General features: G+C 64.4%; 16 protein-coding genes. All 16 read right to left on the reverse strand.

The genetic code is table 11. The features are described 5' to 3' along the window. Positions 1 to 196: 196 nt before the first annotated feature. The 16 genes from A39O_RS0121575 to A39O_RS43235 all read right to left on the reverse strand — a co-directional run bounded on the left by A39O_RS0121575 (position 197) and on the right by A39O_RS43235 (position 22,108). Positions 197 to 1,108 (reverse strand): class I SAM-dependent methyltransferase, encoded by a 912-nt coding sequence (locus A39O_RS0121575; protein ID WP_020506748.1) that lies wholly within the window; start codon positions 1,106 to 1,108, stop codon positions 197 to 199. Next, entirely contained in the window at positions 1,101 to 2,165 is a 1,065-nt protein-coding gene (locus A39O_RS0121580) for a glycosyltransferase family 4 protein (RefSeq protein WP_020506749.1), read from the reverse strand. Before A39O_RS0121580 ends, A39O_RS0121575 begins: the two co-directional genes overlap by 8 nt. A gap of 6 nt (positions 2,166 to 2,171) precedes the next feature. Further along, positions 2,172 to 2,348 (reverse strand): hypothetical protein, encoded by a 177-nt coding sequence (locus A39O_RS41835; protein WP_020506750.1) that lies wholly within the window; start codon positions 2,346 to 2,348, stop codon positions 2,172 to 2,174. 115 nt (positions 2,349 to 2,463) lie between these two features. Beyond that, positions 2,464 to 2,877 carry a 6-pyruvoyl trahydropterin synthase family protein gene (locus A39O_RS0121590; protein WP_020506751.1) on the reverse strand — a complete coding sequence of 138 codons (414 nt, stop codon included), beginning with the start codon at positions 2,875 to 2,877 and terminating at the stop codon, positions 2,464 to 2,466. An 11-nt stretch (positions 2,878 to 2,888) separates the two neighbouring features. Next, complete coding sequence (locus A39O_RS0121595; RefSeq protein ID WP_020506752.1) at positions 2,889 to 3,863, reverse strand: zinc-dependent alcohol dehydrogenase; 975 nt, start codon at positions 3,861 to 3,863, stop codon at positions 2,889 to 2,891. Further along, entirely contained in the window at positions 3,860 to 4,279 is a 420-nt protein-coding gene (locus tag A39O_RS0121600) for an acyl-CoA thioesterase (RefSeq protein WP_020506753.1), read from the reverse strand. Before A39O_RS0121600 ends, A39O_RS0121595 begins: the two co-directional genes overlap by 4 nt. A gap of 311 nt (positions 4,280 to 4,590) precedes the next feature. Beyond that, a complete protein-coding gene (locus A39O_RS0121605; RefSeq protein ID WP_020506754.1) occupies positions 4,591 to 6,099 on the reverse strand; it encodes a helicase HerA-like domain-containing protein in 1,509 nt (502 codons plus the stop codon). A 254-nt stretch (positions 6,100 to 6,353) separates the two neighbouring features. After that, positions 6,354 to 6,662 (reverse strand): hypothetical protein, encoded by a 309-nt coding sequence (locus A39O_RS0121610; protein ID WP_020506755.1) that lies wholly within the window; start codon positions 6,660 to 6,662, stop codon positions 6,354 to 6,356. Positions 6,663 to 6,829: 167 nt separating this feature from the next. Further along, a complete protein-coding gene (locus A39O_RS0121615) occupies positions 6,830 to 10,711 on the reverse strand; it encodes a DEAD/DEAH box helicase (protein WP_020506756.1) in 3,882 nt (1,293 codons plus the stop codon). Positions 10,712 to 10,958: 247 nt separating this feature from the next. Next, entirely contained in the window at positions 10,959 to 11,948 is a 990-nt protein-coding gene (locus tag A39O_RS34560) for an IS1595 family transposase (RefSeq protein ID WP_083924827.1), read from the reverse strand. After that, a complete protein-coding gene (locus tag A39O_RS0121625) occupies positions 11,935 to 13,152 on the reverse strand; it encodes an AAA family ATPase (RefSeq protein WP_020506758.1) in 1,218 nt (405 codons plus the stop codon). Before A39O_RS0121625 ends, A39O_RS34560 begins: the two co-directional genes overlap by 14 nt. A gap of 48 nt (positions 13,153 to 13,200) precedes the next feature. Next, positions 13,201 to 16,482 carry a DUF1156 domain-containing protein gene (locus A39O_RS0121630; protein ID WP_020506759.1) on the reverse strand — a complete coding sequence of 1,094 codons (3,282 nt, stop codon included), beginning with the start codon at positions 16,480 to 16,482 and terminating at the stop codon, positions 13,201 to 13,203. A 145-nt stretch (positions 16,483 to 16,627) separates the two neighbouring features. After that, a complete protein-coding gene (locus tag A39O_RS0121635; protein ID WP_157640319.1) occupies positions 16,628 to 17,638 on the reverse strand; it encodes a phospholipase D family protein in 1,011 nt (336 codons plus the stop codon). A gap of 101 nt (positions 17,639 to 17,739) precedes the next feature. Continuing rightward, positions 17,740 to 18,360, reverse strand: coding sequence for a DUF7680 family protein (locus A39O_RS0121640; RefSeq protein WP_020506761.1), 621 nt, complete (start codon positions 18,358 to 18,360; stop codon positions 17,740 to 17,742). Continuing rightward, a complete protein-coding gene (locus tag A39O_RS0121645) occupies positions 18,357 to 21,626 on the reverse strand; it encodes an ATP-binding protein (protein ID WP_020506762.1) in 3,270 nt (1,089 codons plus the stop codon). Before A39O_RS0121645 ends, A39O_RS0121640 begins: the two co-directional genes overlap by 4 nt. A 347-nt stretch (positions 21,627 to 21,973) precedes the next feature. Continuing rightward, complete coding sequence (locus A39O_RS43235) at positions 21,974 to 22,108, reverse strand: hypothetical protein (RefSeq protein ID WP_281170101.1); 135 nt, start codon at positions 22,106 to 22,108, stop codon at positions 21,974 to 21,976. Positions 22,109 to 22,291 lie beyond the last annotated feature (183 nt).

A 22,291-nucleotide genomic window follows, 5' to 3' on the forward strand; every position in this document is an offset into this window, starting at 1 on the left:
GATCTAGCGACGTGTAGGGGCGACTTTAGTCGCCCCGACAGTCCCCTGCGGATCATGCTGCACTCGCACAACAGACCGGAGGGCGAGGTTTCAGCCGAACGCGGCGCCGCCTCCCGCTAAAGCGTCGACCTCCGGTCGCGTCGGTCTGGTCACCGGAGGTTGAGCCCGCGTGGTACGAAGTTCTTCGGAAATCGGCTTAAGGCGGCAGGAGCAAGGCGTCCTGGTGCCCGACCGTGATCTCAGAGTCGCCGGTGCCGATCCACCCCAGACGGGTGTCGCGCCAATCGGCGATGACCGCGGTACGCTCGGCCGCCTGGGCCGGGCTAAGCTCAGCCGCGGACTGTTCGGTCGCGGCGGCGGCCCAGCCAGCCACCAGGGCTTCCTGGAGCGCGGTCTGCTCACGGGCCAGCAGCCAGTCGCTGTCCGCCGTTTCCACCGTGAATCCCAGGGTGCGCGCCAGGTACGCGAGCCGGGCGGACGCGCTGGGTCCCAGCGCGGGTCCCAGGCCCTTGTCGCGGCGCTGGTGCGCGTTCACCAAGCCGATGACCGGGCCGTCGAGTCGGTGACGGGGCTCCAGCCCCGCCCGGCCGTCGTAGGTCAGGGCCAGCAGCAGCGGCGAACCGGCCGCCGCGGCGGTGCGCAGCAGGTCGAGCAGCCAGGGTTCGGAGACTAGGTCGAGCAGGGCCGCGGCAGTCACCAGGGTCCCGGCCTTAAGGTTCAGGCCAGCGGCGCCCTGGATTAGGTCATATGCGCGCGGCACGATGTCCCAGCGGGAATTCTCCCAGTCGATGCGCAGCCCGGCCGCTTCCGCAGTCGCCTCCAGGCCGCGGTCGCGCGCCCAGGCGGCGGTCCGGTGCGGCAGCGCGGCGAGCAACGCGGGGTCCCGGTCCAGACAGGTCCAGGCCTGACGGCCGCGCAGGCGCGGGGCCAGCCAGCGCAGGTTCGAGCCGGTGCCGCAGCCCAGGTCCAGAATGTCCAGGGAAGCGTCCGGTGCGGGCAGCGGGCGGGTTGCCAGCCACTGGGCGAGCTGCTCCGCCAAGTGAACGCAACGCGCTTGGACATCCGCCGGCTCACGAAGGGCGAGCCAGGTCGGGCTGAAGTCAGACATCACAGAGTTCCTCGATGGAGCGGGCGAAGGCGGCCGCCGCGGTCTGCCAGGTCGGCAAGCCCAGGCCAGCCGCGCGGGAGCCGGCGGCCAGGCGGTGACGGAGCTTTGGTTCGTCCAGCAGGCGGGCGAGTGCGGCCGTCAGCGCGGCCGGGTCGTCCGGCGCGACCAGCAGTCCGGCCGTGGGTGGGACAGTCGTGGGCACGGCGCCGGCGCGGGTGGCGAGGATCGGCAGGCCGTGCGCCAGCGCCTCGGCGCAGGCCATACCATAGCCCTCGAAGCGGGTGGCCAGAACGAACAGGTCGGCGCCATCATAGCAGCGTACCAGTGCCGCATCGTCCAGGACGCCGGCAAAGGCGACGCGCCCGGCCAGGTCCAGGGCGCCGCACAATGCGGTCAACCGGGCGGCATAGACGGGATCACGCGCGGGGCTGCCGACACAGGTCAGATGCCAGTCGCGACCGCGCAGGGGTGCGAGCGCCTGGAGCAACAGGTCGTGCCCCTTGCGCTCGGTGAGGGCGGCGACACACAGCAGTTGCAGGAGTCCGCCCGTCGAGCCCCGCGCGGCCGGGGCCGGGTCCGTGCCCGGCTCCACCACCCGGATGCGCGTGCGCGGCACCTGATAGTCCCCCAGCAGGTCGGCGGTCGCGACGCTGGTGACCACCACCCCGCGCGCGGCGGCGAGCGCGCGGGTCTCCGATTGGCGCAGGGCGGCGACCCGTGCGGGAGCGAGCCCGCTCTCGGCGGCCAGGGGGTGATGGATCAGGGCGATCAGCCGCAGGCGCCCGCCGTGGGCCGCGGCCGCGGCGGGCAGGGCGCCGAAGGCGAGGCCGTCGACCACCACCGCTGCCCCGTCGGGGAGCGCTGCCAGGGTGCGCGCTGCGGCGGTCAGCGCGTCCGTGCTCGGGTCGGGGAAGCTCGCATCCAGGCGGCCGACCTCCACCTGCCACCCCAGGTCGTGCAGACCGGCGATGACCCGCCGGTCATACTCGTAGCCGCCGGTGGGCGTGTCCAGGGCACCGGGGACCAGGAACCACAGTGGCGGCGGGGGGCGGGTCATCAAGAATCAGTTCCAGGTGAACGCGAATTTAGCGTCTCGGTCGTTGTCGTTGTCGTTGTCGTAATCGTAATCGGATAAGCGATTCAAGTTAGGAATGAGCAGCCCGATGGCGATCGGGTTTCGAGTCGCTCCGTCGCTTGGGCGTCCAAGGCCGTCAAGCGCTTGGAAGGCTTCGATCGCCACGCACGGAACAAACGCATCCTCGCGGGGATCTTCAACTCGATTACGACAACGACAACGACCGAGACGTCAAAGGTGCCCCCCAATAGACTTGTTTAACTTATTAGTGAACGGTTCCTTACTGATCAAGATCGACTAGATCCGCCTCGTAAGCAGCCCAGGCGAGGTGCGACTCACGCAGTACCACACGCAGGGCAGTGATGCCGCGCGCCGCTTCGCCCAGTTCACCGGCGGCGAGGCGGGCGGCCATGCCGTCGAACACCTGTCGGGCCAGGAATTCGGTGGTGGTGTTCTGCGCGCGCAGGGTCGGATGCTCATCGAGGTTCCGATAGTCGAAGTCGGCCAGCACGCCGCGTAACGCCTGTCCGGCGAGCCCGATGTCGACGACCAGATTGTCCGCGTCCAGCGCGGGGCGACGAAACTCCAGATCCACCACATAGGTGGCCCCATGAAGCCGCTGGGCGGGTCCGAACACTTCGCCGCGGAAGCTGTGGGCGATCATCATGTGGTCGCGGACGCAGAGGCTGTACATCAGTCATCTCCTCAGGGGTACCGGATGCGGTGCATCAGGGTGTCGCCCGGCCCCCGGGCCAGGCGCGCCTGGACCGCGGGCAGGTCGGTGAAGGAATCTTCGCCGGTGATCAGCCGATCGAGGACTGGGTCGTCCAGCAGCGACAGCGCGAGTGCCAGACGGCGGTGGTAATCCCAGCGCGCCCGCTGCGCCGCCGCGATGCTCCCCACCTGCGACGAGCGCAGGTTGAGCCGCCGCTGGTGGAATCCCTGGCCCAGGGGAAGGGTGACGGCGCGAGTGCCGTACCAACTCAGCTCCAGGACCGTGGATTCGAAGCCCGCGATGCGCAGGGCCTCGACCAGTCCGGCCGGTGACCCGCTGGCGTGGATCACGAGATCCGCGTCCGCGCCGTGCGCACCCGGTGCCGCGAACGCCAGGCCCAAGGCGGCGGCGATCTCCGCCCGGTTGGGGTTGGTGTCGATCAGCGTCACCGCGCAGCCGGGTAGGCGCCCGGCAAGCCAGGCGCACAGGCAGCCCAGGGTGCCGCCGCCGATGACCGCGATTCGATCCCCGATGCGGGGCGCGGCGTCCCAGAGTCCGTTGACCGCGGTCTCCAGCAGGGCGGCGAGCACGGCGCGTCCCGGCGGCACCGCGGCGGGCAGCGGATGGACCGCGGTCGCCGGAACCCGATAGCGGGTCTGATGCGGATAGAGACAGAAGACGGCCCGGCCCAGCAGGGGCGTCGGCCCCTCCTCGACCAACCCCACGCTGCAATAGCCGTACTTGACCGGCCAGGGGAAGTCACCCGTCTGGAAGGGTGCGCGCATGGTCGCGTACTCGCTCGCCGGCACTTCACCACGCCAGACCAGCGACTCGGTGCCGCGGCTGATGCCGCTGTAGAGCGCACGGATCAGACAGTCGCCCGCTTGCGGGTCGTTTAGCGGCTCGGGGCGCAGTTCACCCTGGCCGGGGCCGATAGTCCAGAAGGCGAGGGCAGACTTGCTCACGCGCGCGACGCGCCGCCATAGACCAGCAGCGCATCCATTGCCGGCGGGATTTGGGGGCGGCCGCGAGCGTTGAGCGCGGTGCCGATGACGCGTGCCGACATGACCGGCTTTTCGTCCGGGAGGCGGAAGATGTCCTGCAGGAAGGCAAAGCGCAGCTTGGACTGACGAACCAGGTTGAGCCCCACCAGGAAGCGGTCTCCGCTGGTCAGCGAGGATTTGTAGTCGAGCTCCGCCCGCACCACGACCAGATTGATCCCGTTCCTGGTGTACTCGGCGAAGTCGATGCCAACCTCCTTGAGATACAGGTGACGGACGTGCTCCAGATAGTTCTGGTAGACCCCATTGTTGACGATCCCTTGCATGTCGCATTCGTAGTCGCGAACATCCAGTTCGCATGAAAAGGCGTAGGTTTCCATGGTGGAGATCTCCAGTTGCGACGGTGCCCTAGTTTACCGCGAAAGCCGGCGTGCGCTGCTGGCGCCAGGAATTCCAAATTTTGGTGGCCGCCGGCGGCGTCCCGGCGGCGAGGCTGATGGTGGATGCGCTGCGCTTATCCACCCTACAAACGCCGGCTCCGTCGTAATCAGTCGTAGTCGTAGGGTGGATAAGGCGCGCCGCTCGGTGTCAGGGAACCGGCACGGCGGTCGCGCGCGCCGCATCCACCAGGGGTGGTGCAATGTCCCCAGTTTTGGAATTGCTGCGCTGGCGCACGATAACCGCCCCCCGCTCAGCGTTTGCCGCTGGGCTTGGTGCCGAAGAGTGAACCCATGACGCCGCGCATCAACTGGCGGCCGATCTGGGTCCCCAGCGAGCGGGCGGCGCTGCTGGCAAAGGCTTCGAGCGGGCTCTGCCGGCTGCTCGAACCGCTGCCTTTGGGCTTGGTGCCGCTCCCGCTGCCGAATAGGTCACCCCAGCCGGCCGCCGCGGGGGTCGCGGCGGCGGTGGCCGCCGCGCCGGCGCGCTGCTCCAGCAGTTCGTAGGCCGAGACCCGGTCGATGGTCACGTCATAGACCCCCTTGACCAGTGACTGGTCCATGACCGCCCGGCGTTCACTGTCGTCCACCGGACCGAGCCGGCTCCCCGGCGGGGCGACCGTGACCCGCTGCACGATACCCGGAATGCCTTGTTCATCCAGGGTGGAGACCAAGGCCTCGCCGACGCCCAGCGCGGTGATGACGGTCGCGGTGTCCAAATCCGGATTCTGGCGGAAGGTCTCCGCCGCCACCCGCACCGCCTTCTGATCGCGCGGCGTGAAGGCGCGCAGGGCATGCTGAACCCGGTTGCCGAGCTGGCCCAGGACGGTGTCGGGGACATCAAGCGGGCTCTGGGTGACGAAATAGACCCCCACGCCCTTGGAGCGGATCAGCCGCACCACCTGTTCGATCTTGTTGAGCAGGACCTTAGGCGCATCGTTGAACAGCAGGTGCGCCTCGTCGAAGAAAAAGACCATCTTCGGCTTGTCCGCGTCGCCGACCTCCGGCAGGGTCTCGAACAGTTCGGCGAGCAGCCACAGCAGGAAGGTCGAGTAGAGCGCCGGGGTATGGATGAGCGTCTCGGCGGCCAGGATGTTCACATAGCCGTGCCCGTGCTCGTCGGTCTGCATCATATCCGCCAGGGTCAGCGAGGGCTCGCCGAAGAGCACCTGCGCGCCCTGCTGCTCCAGGGCCAGCAGACGCCGCAGGATGGCCCCGACGCTGGCCTTGGAGACATTGCCGTAACGGGTCTGGAGCGTCTCGGCCTGCTCGGCGACATGGGTGAGCAAGGCGCGCAGGTCCTTGAGATCCAGCAGCAGCCAGCCGTTCTCGTCCGCCACCTGAAAGACGATGTTGAGCACGCCCTCCTGAACGTCGTTCAGTTCCAGCAGCCGGCCCAGCAGCATGGGGCCCAATTCGCTGATGGTGGTGCGCACCGGATGTCCGAGCTTGCCCTGGATGTCCCAGAACATCACCGGGTTGGCGGCATAGTCGAAGCCTTCCGTTTGTTCCAGGTCCAGTTCCGCGACCCGCTCGGCCACCTTCTTGTTGCCGCCGCCGGGCTGGCTGATGCCGGCCAGATCGCCCTTCACATCGGCCATGAAGACCGGCACCCCGGCGCGGCTGAACTGCTCGGCCAGGCGTTGCAGGGTCACGGTCTTGCCGGTGCCGGTTGCCCCGGCCACCAGACCGTGGCGGTTGGCCATGCGCAAGGAAATGGCGACCGGCACTTGGCCTTTGCCGACGAGGATGGTTGAGGTCATGGGGCGCTCCGGAAGGGCTGGCGTCAGTGGGCGCCAGTGTATACCGGGCCGGCCGCCAAATTGAACCGGAACGCCCTGCCGGTCCGGCGCATCGATCCGATCGAAGGCCCCGCCGCCCGCAACGGTGAGGCCGACGCGTCGGGGTCTGGTGCAGGCGGTTCACTTCAGTCATTCGAGCGTCCAGTCTTCGAGCGCCAACTCGGCGATACGGCCGAAGTCGCGTCGGTTGCGGGTGACGAGGACGGCGTCATGATTCAGCGCGATGGCAGCGATCTTCCTACTGGGGCGGACGGTTGTGTTCCTGACGGTAGGTGGCGATCTCCGCCTGCCAATCGTCGAAGGTCGGGTCGTCGGCAAAAGCTGCCGAAGTGCTCAAGCAGCGAGCGGCTGTCGCCGAGATCTAAGCGGACCAGTTCCACCCGGTCGAAATAGGCCCGCAGCCGCCGCTCGACCCCGCGCAACGCGGCTTCGCGGGTCGCCTCCTTGGCGCGGATCTCCGGCAGGTTGCTCACCTGTGCCAGGTAGCCGCTGCCCCGTTTGCTGAGGATGATATCGACCTTCATGGGGTTAGGTGATTTCCGATAATCTAGATACCGGTCAATGTAGGTGCGACTTCAGTCGCACCTGCGTCCGAATCGGTGCGACTGAAGTCGCACCTACATCCGAGCCGATGGTGGGTGGTATCCGGTGTTCCGGAAATCACCTAAAGTCGCCCCTACACGTCGGTAGTTCATTTCCCGGAAATCACCTTAGAGATCGCCCGTTCAAGCCGCGCGATCATGTCGTCCGTGGACAGATCGTCCCTCTTGACGGGGAGGCCGTCGGCGATACGCGCCGCCGCGTCGAATGCGCATTCGCGGAGGATGTGAGGTGCGTCCACATAACCCTCCTCGCCGATGTTCGGCAACGTCGTTTCGAACAAACCGCCTGGGAACTGGCGCACGGTCTTCACCGGGATATGCTTGACCCGGATTAGGTCGCGGTCGGCAAAGGTGTTCTCCATACTCGTCAACTCGTGCCAGAAGCGGTCCGTGCCGCTCCCTCCCGTGCGTCGCGCCTGCATCAGCCGATGGGCGACAAGATAGGCCAACACCAGTTGCCCGCGCCCACTTTGCTCATTGAGCACTTCGATCTTGCCCACGCCCTTGAGCCGTTCGCTGCGCAGCCTCGCCAACGCCTTGAGCTGCCCGAGCACCTTGTCGGCCGATACCTCCTCAACGGCCTGGGTCTCGTCGAGAGCCAGGCCGCCCAGATCCCGCCAGCCGCGGACGAGTCGGATCGGATCTTGGCCAACGGGTAAGTTGTCGCGAACCACATAACCAACCAGGCGCGCGTCGGTCCCCGCAATCTCAACATCCAACCGGCGAACGCAGGCGGGCAGATCGAAGCTCCCCAACTGCGCGAGCAGCGTCTCAAAGGTCGGATCACCATAGGTAGCGAAACCAGGCGTTCCCTCAAGGCCCGGTATCCCCTCGTTGTAAGCCTTCGGGGATACGGTCAATACCTTGCCGCTCGGGATGCCTGGCACGTTATTCAACACGATACATCGCAGCACCGGGTCCGGATGCAGGGTACAACCCAGGTCCCGCAGGTAAGTCGAGTTGGACAGGGTCTGCCAGATCGCCTCCAGATCAATGGGTGGGGCGCTGTCGGTGCCGCCCTGGGCAAGCCGCAGGTAGGTCTCGTACAAGTCCTCCGGCGGGATCTCCATGCTCGCCGTGCGGCGCTGGGCGAGCACCGCCCGTTCCTGCGTACGCTTGGCCAGTTCATCCTCCGACAGGGTGCGGGCCGCCAGCTCCTGGAACTCCTCCGCCGTGACCGGCAACATCGCGATCTGCTGGGTGCCCACGACGCCGCCGGCCTTGCTCAGGCGGGCGAGCAGTCGCCCGTAGACGATCTCCTCGGCGGAGCCCAGATAGCACAGATTGCTGACACAAATGGTCTTGTGGGTCTGGCCGATACGGTCGATGCGGCCGATGCGTTGCTCCACCTTCATCGGATTCCAGGGCAGGTCGAAGTTGACCAGCAGGTCCGCGGTTTGCAGGTTCAGCCCCTCGGCCGCTGCGTCGGTACAGATCAGCACATCGATTTCGCCATTCTGGAACCGGTGCTTGATCATCTCCCGGTCGATGCCGGTCAGGCGCCAGGTGAGCGGATTGACATAGGAGCCGCCCTGTCCCGAGTAGGTCCCGATCAGCATCTGCGGATCGGCCTGCCGCAGCCGCGCCACGATATCCGTCAGTGTGTCGTAGAAGCGGGTGAAGACCACCGTCTGTTCGATGCGCCCGCCCGTCCCGCGGCGCTTGTTCAAGTGCTCCAACAACCGCTGCATCTTCGATGAGGTCCCGCTCAGGTCCCGCAAGTCGGCCAGCATCTCGCCGAGCCGTTCTCGCTCCCAAATCAGGTCATCGGCGGTGCGATCGACAAGCAGCAGCGCCACCGCTTCCTCGTCTCCTTCGCCCCCTTCCAGCAGGTCGGACAGGGACAGCTCGTCCAGATCGATTTCCTCGATCTGGACCAGGTGCTGCAAGGTCGCCGCGACCTTCTCCCGGCGCCGTCTCAGAGACTCGCGGATAGCGAACAGACTGGATGCGAACCGCAACCTCAGAAAGCTCAGCATCATGCCCAGTGCAAAGCTACTCTTCTTCCCTTGGCTACCCCCTTGTTTCCCCGTGCCGAGCTGTCCGGTCAGGCCCACGCAATAGGCCTCCAACCGGTCGTAAGCCTGCTGCTCTTGGGTGGTGAACGAGATGGGCTTCAGTGGCAGCACCACGCGCCGCGCCAGGTTGGCAGTGAGCTGGCCGCGGCTGCGGTAGATCTCCAGGAGCGGGCGTGTGTGCCGCAGCATCACGCGGGATAGTGGCGCCACGGCGAAGGCCAGCCGCAGTATCCCCTCCTCGCCGCCCATCGGCGGCTGGCCGGATTCGATCCAGGTGTCCACGTCGAAGCGCGCGAAATCGTCGATCACGGCCCGCTGGACGTACGCCCAGAGTAACGGGTCCTGTCTGGCGACAGCGGTGACCGCCCGATGCAGAAAGGCCCATTGCGTGTCGTCCAGCGGCTCCGCGCCCACCAGCTTCCCGAGCAGGGTGTAGTAGGCATTGGATAGGCTGGGGTCGAGCTGAAAATGTCCGACCCGGCGCGTCAGACGGATCAGGTCCGCCACCTCCACCGGGTCCAACTGCATCGGCGTGGCCGTCGCCAGCAGCAAGCAGCGCGTCTTCCCGCGCAGCACCTCGCTCAGGGTCCGGTACAGATTGCCGTAGTGGGGCTCGGCCCGCGTTCCCAGGGGCGCGTTCTGGCGGCGGGCATAGTGGGCCTCGTCCACCAACGCGATGTCGAAGGGTTCCGCCGCGTCCAGTTCCGCACGCCGACCAACCCGTGCCAGCAGTCCGCTGGAGACGATGGTCAGGTTCGGCTCGTATAACGACTTGGCAGTGCGGTCTTGCCGCACGGGAAGCAAGTACTCGTGCCGCGGGGGGGTGCCGGTCAGTGCGCGTGCGAAGGGCAGCAAAAACTTGGTCGCCAACTCGCGCTGCCACTGGCCGGCGACGCTCGCGGGCGGGGCGATCAACACGCGGCGCACCAGCCCCGAGAGATAAAGCCCCCGGATCGCCAGCCCCGCCTCGATGGTCTTGCCGAGCCCCACCTCGTCGCACAGCAGCCAGCTATAGGGCCAGGTATCGATCAGCCGACGCGCGACCACCGTCTGATGGGGCCAGGGCTCCAGCGGCGCTGTTACCATCCCGACGTATTCGCCATTGGGAAGCAAGGGTCCGTCACGCAGTAGGGCAAAGCGCAGCCGCTCCATGGCCGAAGGCGCAGACACCGGCAACGGGATCGCGCTGGTGCCGTCGATCTCCAGGGGCCGGTCGGTCGTACCCGCGAGCTTGATGAGGCGTTGGCGCACCGCCTCCGGGAGGCTCAGCACCTGCAGGCTCGGGTTCTGGTTGTTCCAGGTACGTTGGAACCGGGCCTCGGCATCGTCAGTGCGTTGGCGGTTCTCCTCGCCGGTCCAATCCCGGTGCACGTCGATATTCTCGGCGTTGCGCACCAGTGCCGTCTTGGACTCGTTGAAGGAGCCGGACGCGTAGAGTCGGTCGCCTGCCGCATCACGGAAGACGGCCCATTTCTCGTGCACATAGCCGTCCACGGCGGATTCGCTGGCGAGCGGATCGCCGGTCTGCCCGTGCACCCGTAAAGCGACGCGGACCTCAAGTCTGCCCCGGGCAACCATCCAGGCCAGCAACGCGACGCCGCGCTGCTCCGCCTCCGGCCACTGCTCCGACTGTTCCAGTGCACCGGCCAGACCCGCGGTCAGCCGCGCCTCATCACCGGCCAGGATGGCCGCCACGTCGTCCGCGTCCAGGTCCGCACCCACCACCATCCGGGCAACCCCACCATGGGCGACGAAAGCCGAGAACCCCTGTGAGGCGACCGCCAGCGACGATGACCGGAAGTAGCCCGCGACCCGATCGTAACCCGTCGCCCGGCTCAGGGCGGGAATATAGAACTGGTGCAGGATATCCACCGGTCGGCCGCCGATGGCATGGCTCGACGTGCTGTAGCTCAGTTGCCAGGGGTGATCACGCAGACGGAGTGGATCGGCCATGAAATGAAAAGACCACTTGACTGAGATAGCGTGGGAATCCGATCTGTTATAGATACGGCCTTAAATCCGGTATCGGCGTAGTGGCTTCACAGTGCAATATGGCAGTGACCCGAACGCCATACTGATTCTCCCATGGTTCATACGCCGTTTTGGACAGCATACCGATGCTCCCATTCGATATCTCGCATTTTATCGTAAAGCCGACTCAAATCATTGAAAATGGGGTAGGCGGTTAGCTCCTCCTGCCCTACATCTTGTGTAGCCGCCAATCGTAACCATGGATGAGATTTTTCTCGGGAACTTGGTCGGTCCTGGCGATCTGTTCAAGTAAACGGCGAAAGACGAGCCCGCGGCTGCGAGATGTGCGGCGATTAAAGCGGAAGGTGAATTCTTCCAGATAGGACTGTAAGTGTTCATCCGACACCGAACCTTGGTGGGTTCCCAGAATCCAGCGCTTCAGCAGACTGGCAATGCGGTGAACTCCTGGCATAGCGACATGTGCCGGATCGCCTGAGGAACTCATGATGGTACGCTCATGGACATAGCCACTCTGGGCTAATCGGTTATAACCGGTCCAACCATCCGTATGGACGATGGATCCCGGAGCCACCGTATCGCAAACGAAAGGACGCAGACTGGCATCAGACGCATCGACGACCTGGCGCATCCTGACACGACCGAAACCCTTGGGCTGCTTGATTTCTAAGCTGATAAGAACAATAGCTTTTTTCGCGCCACGACCCCGTTTGCCATCATGCTTGACACCGCCGATCAGCGCCTCATCCACTTCGACGGTACCCGACAGGGGAGCGCGTTCAGCGCGCACCATCGCGACCCGAAACCGTTGCAACATGGTCCAGGCCACGCGATACCGAGTGCCAAGAGTCCGTTCGAGGCTCTTGGCAGAAAAACCGTTCTTGGTGGTGGTCACGTGCCATGCCGCCTCGAACCAGGTGGTCAGCGGGGTTCGGGTCTTCTCCAGAATCGTGCCGGCCGTCACGGTCGTCTGGTGGCGACACTTGGGGCATACCAAGCGCCCGCGGGTTTCCCGCCAAGGTTCACCGACCACCCCACAGGCTGGACACGTGAAGCCCTGAGGCCACCGCAACGCTTCAATGAATTTCGAACAGGCTTCCTCGTCACGAAACCACTCGGCAAATTCACGATAGGTCCTCGGATAGTCACGGCCAGCACTGAGGGTTGCGGGCGAGGGCGAAACATACTCAACGGCGTCCATCACTACATATTGCACCAGGCGGAGCTAACCGGCCACCCCCTTCATTGAAATATGCTAGCAATCTGTCATCCAGCAATCCAAGCTCGACGTTCATTAACGACTGCTCATGCTCTGCCGTCATCACATAAGCCGCCACATCACTTGCGACCAGCGGAATGATTGATTCAATTTCTTTTTCCTGGATCTGATAAATCGAAATCTTGTTCCGCTTCAGGCTATTATTGATTGACTCCACGATGTAAGGGCTGTGCGTAGTGATAATGAACTGGGTGTTCTTGAAGGTGTTCAGCAAGTCACCGACTACGCGCCCCTGCCACGACGGATGCAGATGAAGATCGACTTCATCGATCATCACGATGCCCTCCGCGGCCAGCGGATCAGGGAGCTGCGGGTTTGCCATCGCCATCCGTGCGCTCAGATCGATCACCAAGCCGAGCAGCGTCTTATAGCCGTCGCTCAATTGCCCGATGTTCAACCACTCGCCGCCTTGCTTGACAACGAAGCGCAAGGGATTCAATTCGATATGTGGTTCTGAGAGGTCCGGAAACAGAGATGCCATGCCTCTGCGTGCGGCATCCAGTTCCGGCAGTGTAATGTCGAAGTCGCGGTGTTCCTTTTGCAGCCGGTGCTCTTCGTTTTCCTTGTTGTAAAACCAGACGAACGCCGATTTGAAGCGGCTGTCGGCATGCAATGCATTCGCCAGCGCCTCCAGCCGGGAGTGCTGCTTGGGGAAACCTTTACGGGTCAATGGCAAATCGAGCAAGGCCCGGCCGACGCCGTAGTAAACAAATAACGGCACCTGGAAGTCCTCGCCTTGATTCAGTGGGTCGATGACTTCCTGATCCAGGAATTGTTCGAGATCCCGCACGCCGAGACCGGGCGGGATGAACTGTCCGGTCGTCTTGCTCTTATCCCGGCGTTGTGTTCTATCCCACTTCAAACCGGACAGCGTTTCAAGCGTAATGCGCGCATAGGGTGCCAGTGTATTGTCGGCTTGACGGATGTCCCCATTTTTGCTGAATGACAGTCCGGACAGATTCGGCAAGTGTGTCAGTGCCGCCCCCAGCCCGATGGAAATGCCATCGAGGATGGTTGTCTTACCCGACCCATTCGCACCGATCAGCACGGTCAACTGCCGTCCTAAGCCGATGTCAACCGCTGCCTTTGCGCGAAAATTCTCCAGTCTGACGCTCTTAAGTCGCATGAGTCACCACGGTTGAGAATCGATACCTGACTGTCGCTTTACAGTGCATCACGCCGACAACTGTCGCAGCCCGAACAACAGCCCCTCGGCCTCGCGGCGGGCGGACTCATCGGTCATTTCGCGTGCCCACACGGCGAGCAGGTCGATGACGCGCTCCCCGGAGTCCGCGGCCTGGGTCGCGAGATATTGGCGCGCCACCGGCAGGTCGCCGCGGCGGTAGGCGAGCAGCAGGCCGTGCAGTCGGTCCCAGTCGGTCTGCGGTTGTTCCAGGCGGCGGGGGTCACGCTCCTGCGGCAGCGCCAGGCGCACCTTGGACCCTTTACGGGCAAGCGGTGCGGCAAAACCACGTTCCTCGGCCTTGGCCCCCTGGGTGCGGCGCCCGGTTGCCTCCTGGTTGATGCGGATGAGGCGTTGCCCGGGTTCGATGCGATAGCCGCCGGGCTTGCCCTCCAGGGCGATGTTCATCGACTTGGACAGGCTCAAGACCTCGTCGTAAGCGATCTCGGCGAGTCCGTAGATGCCATAGAGGGTCAGGGACATGGCGGTCTCAGGGTCCAGGTCGTCCACCTTGAGCCGGCCCGCGGTGATGCGCTGGATCTGGTGCTCGGCGACCACCCGGCTCGCCTCGTTCATGGCACGGATCGGTGACACCTGCACATCGCCATCCATAACCGGCCAGTGTTGGGACAGCACATGCAGCGCCCGGCCGTAGGAGGCGACCATCTCATCCACCGGGTTCAGGCGCAAGGGTGCAAATTCGCGCAGTCCATCCACCACCGCATCGCGGATCTGGTGCTGCACGCCCTGGCCGCCGAGACCGGTCCAGGAGGCGGGGAACTCGGAGCCCGGCGGGCGCTTGCGGCAGGCGATGAAGATGGATCTGGCGGCGGCGGCTAGGTCCTTTTGGTGCATGGAGTTCTCACCCTCCGATTCGACCGGGAAACAGGCGGTGATGTCCCAGCCTGCCTCAATCAACGCGCGGGTTAGGGTCTCCCAAGCGTCCTGGGTCTTGTGGGTGAACATCAGGGTAAAGAGACCTTCGTCCTTGAGTGTACGCCGGCACTCCCGGAATATCTCACCCATCATCCGTTCATAAATCGCCTTGGCCCCATCGGGTCCGCCGTCGCGAAAGGGGTTAGCAATGGCCTCCAATTGCTTGTCCGTCAGGCGCCGACTATACAGTTCAGGATAAATGTCACGCAGGGTGCGACGCTGCCAGACATAGAAGAAGTCAGACAGTTCGGCGTATTGCACATTGTTGTAATAAGGCGGGTCCATGCAGACCAGGTCAACCGTTCTATCGGCGACATCTGGTAGATAGGCGGCGGTGCCGTTGCAGATAGTGACGGCCGGCTTACCATCGGTAGCAACGTAGACTGGCTGCGCCAGTTCGGCGATGGCTTGGTAGGCGTCCACCACTTGCGAAAGTCCCCAGGCCGCGCCGGAGTTTGGCCCTGTGAAAATCACCTCGCCGAAGGCCCATTTCAGCGAGAAATCATGACGACCAAATGTTCCAGAAACGATTCCTCGTTGTGGAATCCATCGCGTCTGCTTGCTGTTGTAGTCCAGTCCCTTGTCAATGGCAAACTGGAGATAGGTCACCACCGCGCGCCCACGCTCCGCTCCGAGTTCCGCGAGGATGTTGGGCTTCAGGCGATTCAGGCCCTCGATCAGCGTCAGATGGCCGAGCAATTGGCGTGACGTGAACATATGAAGCCAATGGGTTATGCCATAGCGTAGCAATCCGTCGCGTTGATCGCGGCGGTGTCCGGGCGGGATCTCCTCGGTGGGAATCAGCCCCGCGGCCTCCCAGGCGTCCCAACGGGCTCCAAGCCGTTCCTGTGCCGCCTTCAGGGCGGCAAGGTCGCGGGCGTTGGGCGGACGGAAGTAGCGGATCTTCTCGGTCTTGATCTGGCCCGCCTTCGCGCCAGTCTTATAGCGTTGGGGCTGACCGTGCTTGTCGAGCTTCGGTTGCAGTCGGACCGCGACCACGGCATAGAGCCGATCGGTCCAGGTGCCTCGCGGCGATTCGCCGCGCGCCTGGGCTTTGATCTCGTCGCCGTCGATCGCCTGGCGACAGTGGACGCAGGTGCCGACACCGCGATGAACGAAGGCGGCGTTCGGGTCCTCGCCGTTCGGTCCGCGGCCCTTGCTAATGCGGTAGGTCTCAAAGTGGACTTTGCCATCGGTGGATTGACCATCGGTCAGCACTCGCACACCCCAGGGGTCGCCGGCCTCCTTCGCCAGCCACAGGGTATTGAGCAACGGTGCCTCGCCGCCGCAATGAGGGCAGGTTACTTGGCGGTAGTGGATCAACCCGGTGTGGTCGTATTCCGGGACATCGAACTGGGGCAGCAGATCGGGGCAAGCCTTCAGATGCTCACGCAGCCGCGCCCGCTCCGATTCCGGGATCGCCGAGAAGGGCGCGAGTCCTGCCATTCCTTCCTCGACATGATCGAGTAGCTTGCGGCCCCAGTGTCGTATGTCGGTAGCCAGTTCCGGACCAAACCGCGCTGGATAGTCCAGGGTCGCATAGAGGATAGTCGTCGCGACCGGATTCAGCTCGTTGGCGATGACGTTGTGGCCCAAACGCAGCGCCTCGAACGGGATCGAACCACCACCGGAGGTCGGGTCAAGGACGGTAAGTCCGGAGGGTATCGGGGTGATCGGTGTGCCAAAGGCGCGTCCGTATCCGTAGAGATTCTCCGCGTCCCAGCGGATCTCTCGCCCAAGTGCCTGCTTGACGGCCGCGGACTTGGCGAAGGTGATCCGATCATTGACGTGCGCCGGGTCCCCCATCGTGCGCCGCACCGGCAAGTAGTCGCCCAATCGCGGCAGCGGGTCCGGCAGCGCACTCGACTCTTCCACCCAGCGCACCAATACCGCATCCTTCTTCAACGACGGGTCATATGCGCATATGCGGACAATCATGCCCCGATTCTCCGACCGCCGTGCCTGCTCGTCGCGCAGCGCATCAAGGACCTTCACGTCGACCGCAAGCGACTCGCCACCGCCACCGTCGTTCGCTACCCGCCCCGGCAGGTCACCGGTCAGGGTCCAGGGTTCACCGTTTACCAGGGCCTGTACCCGCTCGATACCGAGCTGGCGGACAAACAATTCCGGGTCCGTGTCCCAGGGGGCCAGTGAGGCGACGATGGCGGCCCGACTCGGCGTCAGCGGCCGGCGCGCCCACCAGATGTGCAGGCGGGCGGTCGGCGGTTGTTTGCCTGTATCGCGCTCACGTCCCGTCTCTGCCCCTACCTGATGGCAGGGAAACCCGTGCTCAATTAGGCGCTTTTCAGCATTCGTATCGATCGGGTTACGGTCCATTCGCTCTTTCTTCTCTTAATTCATGCGCCAAGTCAGGCAAGGGTGTTTGTGCCTGGTTGCTCACGCGCGGGTATGCCGCTCCAAACGGGCGTGTCAGCGTGCTGTCGTCGGGCCGCTCTTGTCGCCGCCCAGCGCGAGCGTTCTACTATTCGCTCATCAGCGTATAGGTGCTATCCAGAAGCTCGGTGGGAGGCACCAGCGATCGGGTTGAGCATTCTGCAAGATCTTCAAGACCGTGTTCCCGCACCGCGCGGGCGAATGCTTTTCTAAAAGCCGGCGTGATCTTGAACGGGGGTCTGGGGCAGTGCTTTAGGCTATGCACTTGGATTGCCTGAAATGGATACTCCTTTGAAAAAGCCGCCTCGTCTGATGGTGACACGGGCACAACAAAGTCGATGAACATCCATGCGATGATTTTCACCTCATCCACAGGTGCGTGAAAAGTCAGGAGCCAGTCGCCGTTCTGGGTTGTGCCAGAGGCTGCGCACATAAATCCTGGAATCGTGTCGACTCCATATTCTTGCTTGACCTTGGTCAGGGCGGATCGCGCAGGTTTGATGTCCGTCGCAAGCCAATATCCCAACTTCCAAGGATCTGAGTCTCGGTGTGGTTGCTCAAACCAACCGCGGAAGTCCATGGGTTCAGGCGCATTTCCCGGATCGGGATTTGCGGTGCCCCTGAACCTCGGCGGGAGCGCATTGGTCCCCTTTTGCAGCTTAAGCAACGCCTTCTCGGTGACGTCCTGCGGTGCTGCCTCGGCAATCAGCTTGTCGATATCCACCGTGCCGGGTGGTAGAAAGACGGCCGCTTCTTTGAGGCCGCCAACCCCAAGGGCGTTTGTGGACGCATTGGCCGAGCCGATGATACAACCGCGCTGCTCCGACCAGTACACCTTCGCATGAAGATTGGCGGAGAGTTGGACAGTGGCTTTCAACTGAATCAGCCTTCGCAACGCGTGCGGGCTGGTACCACCCGCGGACGGATTGCAGATGAGGTGCATGCCTTTGGGCGAGGCAAGATAGTGCAAGGCACCATCGCCAACATAGGCAACGATGGCGACACGCCGATCATCTTTCTTTGGTTCCGCAAAGAGGGCCTTCAGGCGCGAGAGAATCTCGCCACTCGTGTAAAGCACCTCTGCTGAAGTTCGTGGCATTGTGATCCGTTCCTCTCTGGTTGACGTTGATGGGTCTGGTCGGACGGCGGCGGCAGTGACGGCGCCCGAGCGTCGGGGCGCTCCGGGCGGGCCCGCTGCCTTTAACCCTTGAGCCGCTCCAGCATGCGCTCCACCCCTGGGTCCCGGGCCTGCCCGCCCAACATGAGCCGCATACCGGCCACCGCCCAACGGCGGGCGTCGGGGCTGAAGCTCACCATGCGCGAAAGCCAGTAGGCGGCCTCTTCGCGGGTGAAGCGCTCGATGCGGCGCGCCATCAGTTCCACCCGGTCCAGGTCGGTGACACGCTCCTGGAGCCGGAAGATCAGGGCGAGTTTGGCGCCGGACTCCTCGTCCAGCGGCAGGTTGAGGCGCAGGCGCAGGCCTTCCTGGGTCAGGTAGCGCTGGATCTCCAGCGGTATGCCGGATTCGTCCTGCACCCCCGAGACGATGCCGCGCAGTATCGGCAGGCAGCGGCGCAGGGCGTCGCCCAGGAGGTGGCCACGCTCGGCCAGCCGGCCTTTGGCTGCCATGGCGTCCGCCTGCGCACTGTCCTGGGACTCGGCGGCGCCGTCCGCGCTAGACCGGCGTTCTTTAATCACCAGGACCGGGACCGGCGCGCCCACCCATTGCGTGATACGCAGGACGAAGGGGGCCTTACGCCAGCGTGGTTCCAGATGCAGCCGATGGTGTTCGGCCAGGCTCGGGGTCTTCTTCGGTGTCACGCGCGGCTCACTTCCTGAGTCAATGCATTGATCAGCGGGCAGGTGTCCTGCGGGTCGGGGATACGGATGCGGGCCTTGGCGCGTCCGTCCTGGGGCTCGATGAGCCCGGCGAGGACCTCCAACAACTCGCCCAGCCGTTCCATATCCTCCGACGGGCAATCCTGCAACAGTAGCCGCAGGCGCCCGCCCCCCCGCAGTGGCAAGTCCATCAGGTCGAACACGTCCACCCGGGACTTGGCGCCGCGTTTGTACAGGCTGCCGATGCGCCCGAGCAGTGGCAGCAGCCGGGCGACGGCCTCGGGGCCTGTCAACTCCAGGTAGCTGGGTTCGATCACCACCCAACCACGGCGCGCCGCCTCGGCCGGCGAGACGATGACATCGTCTTTGCCGACCGAATGCATGATCGCGTCCGGGCCATGCACGAGGTCGGCTGGTACCTCTTCCTGATCCAGGCTGCCGCTGAAAGTCAGTGCCTTGGCCTCTCGAACGACACCGTCAATGGCGTTAAGGATGTCTTGCTCCGGTATCTCTCCATGGCTTGCAGTAACCTTGGCAACGATCTGGGAGACGTAGGCCGCCGGCTGTTCCCGGATGGCATCGGCCACCCAGCCCTCGACACGGACCGGATCCGCGATGACCGCCCCACCGAGCCAGCCGCGCTGCTTGGCCCCAGGCAAGGTCACGATCGCCCAGCCGGGGGCATGCAGATCCAGGTCCAGCGGCAGGCCCGTACCGTCCCGACTGTGGGTTGCCTCGGGCAGGGCGCTTTGCTCGTCCTGCATGCGGAACAGACACCAGGCACCGCGGGTCACGCCCTCGCGGATTGTCTGGTCGAAGACCGTCGGGCCTTCCAGCACCGGCCAGCGGCGGTTGATGGCGAAGCTGCCGCGCAGGTGCTCCAGGGCCGGGGTCTGGCCGGTGCCGAAGAAGAGTTTACCCAACAGGTTGAGTCCCTCCTGCGTACGGGCACGCTCTTGGGTGATGAGTTCGCCATCCTCGCGCAGGACCCGATGGATCTCGACGACGATCGAAGCGCCGCTTTCTCCGCCCGCGGTGTGGATCTCTTTGCGCACCACATGCCCGTTGGCCGACGGATACCAGAGCCCCTCGTACTGCTGGGTGATGGTGGTCTGAAGGGCCAACTCGCGCTCCTTGGTTTTCTCGGCGAAGCCCTCTTCGGCCAGTTGTTGGGGCTTGATGCCGTAGTTCTCCGGTTTGTCCCGGAGACGTGCGCGGGCAATTGCGTCGCGGGCGAGGTCTTCGAGGCGGCGCTTTGCCTCCTGGGCCTTGGCTACCCGATCCTCGTTCCAGATCTCGCCCTGGACATGGACGGTCCGGGGTGCCAGCAGGAAGACCAGGTTCTGCTCGATGCGGGGGCGATTGGGGCCGACCGTGGTCACGAAGCTTTCTGCATCGATTTCGTCGGCGCCAAGGGCCACGAGACCCAGGGTCGTGCGCCCGGTCTTATCCTTGATGTGCTCGGGCAGGGTTACGTCGTGGACGACGTGGAAGGTCGGATCGGTGCGGATGATCTTGCGGGCGGCGGTGTCGAGAAAGTCGGTGACCTGGGCCTGATCCAGACTGCCGCGGATCGCGGCCAGTGCCCGGTTGATGGAGGCGTCGAGACTGGCGTAGTAGCGACCGAACTGCGTACTGTGGCGCAAGTAGAAGGCACCGCGATCGCTGTCTTCAATGGTCTTGAGCGCCGCCTGGACCTGGGACGGGGAGAGGCCGGGGAAGCTGATCTCCAGCAGGGCGTCTCGCTCACTGATACCAAACAGGGGCGTGCCCAGCCCCTCGTGACGGCCGACCAGGCTGTGCAGGAAGACCGTCTTCCAGGCGTACTCATGGAAGGGGTAGCCCTCGGGATGCTTGTTCTTGCGATCCGCCTCCTCGGCACGGCTCGTACCGCCGGACAGCGCGACAGTATCCACGCCGCCAATGTCAGTGTTGAGGATCGGCAACAGTTCGGCGCCACCAGCGCGGCTGATCAGCTCGTTGACGATGCGGGCATCGCGCAGGTTCAGATGACAGGTGTGGATCATCGGCACCGGGCGGCGCGTCTCCCACAGGTTGCGCACCGCAAGCGACAGCACGCGTAGCACGCCGCGGGTGCCCTGGAAGTTGGCCAGGGTAGCCATCTTCTGGTTCAGAAACTCGACGAACGTGGGATGGAAGGGATAGAGGTCACGCATCACGGCGCGGAAGTCGTCACGACTTGCCCGATCCGGCAGCAGGTCGGGAGTCTTTTGGTAAAGCGCCCAGTAGGCATCAATGGTCTCTGCGCCGGCATCTTGATCCACGGCGGCGAACAGGCGTTTAGCCAAAACGCGGGAGATCTCGTTCGCCTGGACCGGGACGACTCCGGTGGCGTCACGGGAGACGACGCTGAGCACCCCGGCCTGCGCTGTCTGGGCTAGGGCGACCGCCTCCTCTTGAGTGACTTCCTCGCCCCGGATCGCGCTCAGCAGCTTGGTCAGTTCCTCGGTCTGGGAGGCGAAGGCGTCCGTTTGACTTGCCAGGGTCAGCACCACGGCGATATGGGAGTGGCCGCGCGCGTAGCCGTTGAGCGCCATCAGGAAGGCGGACAACTGGTCCGCGCCTTGCGGATGGGCGGCAGCCAATCGGGCCGCATACTGTGCCAGCTCGTCCAGCAGCAGCAAGACCTTGCGCCCCTCGAAGAGGCGATCCAGAAAGGACTTCCCTGGCGCCGCCCGGGACGCGGCCTCGGTCTCGACGCTCAGGTAAAGTGCCTCGCCGCCGAGTTGGAAGGCGATCTCGCCCCAAAGAGTGTAAGGCACCAGCGCGGCACCTTGGGGCTTGTGGACTGGGATCTCATCTCCGGCGATCCCGACCACCTGAACGGCTCCAGACTCATGGAAAGCGCGGGGGTCGACCACCTTGGGGTCGATGCTCGCCGCGGCGGCATCCGCGAGGTCGCTGCCGCGGAATCCTAGATGGGTAACTGCGATCAAGGTGTGCGTCTTACCACCGCCGAACGCTGATTCGAGCCGGTGGATCGCAGGGACACCGTTGTCGCCGGCCAGGCGTGCCATGACCTCGGAGAGGACCATGCGCATGCCGTCGGTGGGGAAAGTCGCCTCGCGAAAAAACTGCTCTGCGTCCGTGTAGAGATTGGTCACGCTGCTCGCCCGGCCCCGGTAGTGATCCATGACCTGGGACAGACTGGCTGTGAAAACCTCGGGATTGAAGGTGCCGGTGAGTAGGTCCGGGCGCGGAGTGCAGGTGTCGAGTATCGAGCGCATCAATCGGTTCCTTATTCCTTATCGACGGAGCTTGGTGGTTGGTTATCTACTTGACGTGCCGCGCGCGGGCGGGTTGCGGCTCGGCAGTTTGCTCTCCCGGCGCTTCGCCTCGTCCGCGAGCCCTCAAAGACCAACTGGCTAGTTGGGCGTGGGGAGGTCTGTTCCAGGGCAATTTTCCATGGTTGGCCGTCTCGTGTCGCTATATTAGCGTCGGATGAGTCGCGTTCAGCTCTGGCGGGACTTTAAGGACATCCGGCACAGCAGATGTTTATGTCTTATAATGTAAGTAGTTGAAAGTTTAGGACTCGGCGGGCTGGTCAACGAACTGCTGCGGTAGGATAGCAATCTCATTGAGGCGGTGAAGTGAAGCCGTGGTAGCCGCAGCCCTCGCCCTGGCACGTCAGGGTGTCGGCGGCCTCGCGGATGCTCACCTCCTGGTTGCCGCATTGGGGGCGGCGGTGGGGCAAGGCGTGCCCGGTCATCGCGCCTGGCCCAGCGCAGGGCTGTCGCCGGCCGACGCTGTCCCCGCCGGATGCTCGGTCTGCCCGCGCAGCTTGTGCGGCTTGAGCCCGAAGAAGGCGATAAGTGATCGCTTGCACCGACTTCGGCAACTCCTGCCGGCAGTTGATTCGCCATTCGCCGGCGTCGTTGCCGGGGTCCGGATC

The sequence above is a fragment of the Lamprocystis purpurea DSM 4197 genome (genome assembly GCF_000379525.1).
GTDB lineage: Bacteria > Pseudomonadota > Gammaproteobacteria > Chromatiales > Chromatiaceae > Thiodictyon > Thiodictyon purpureum.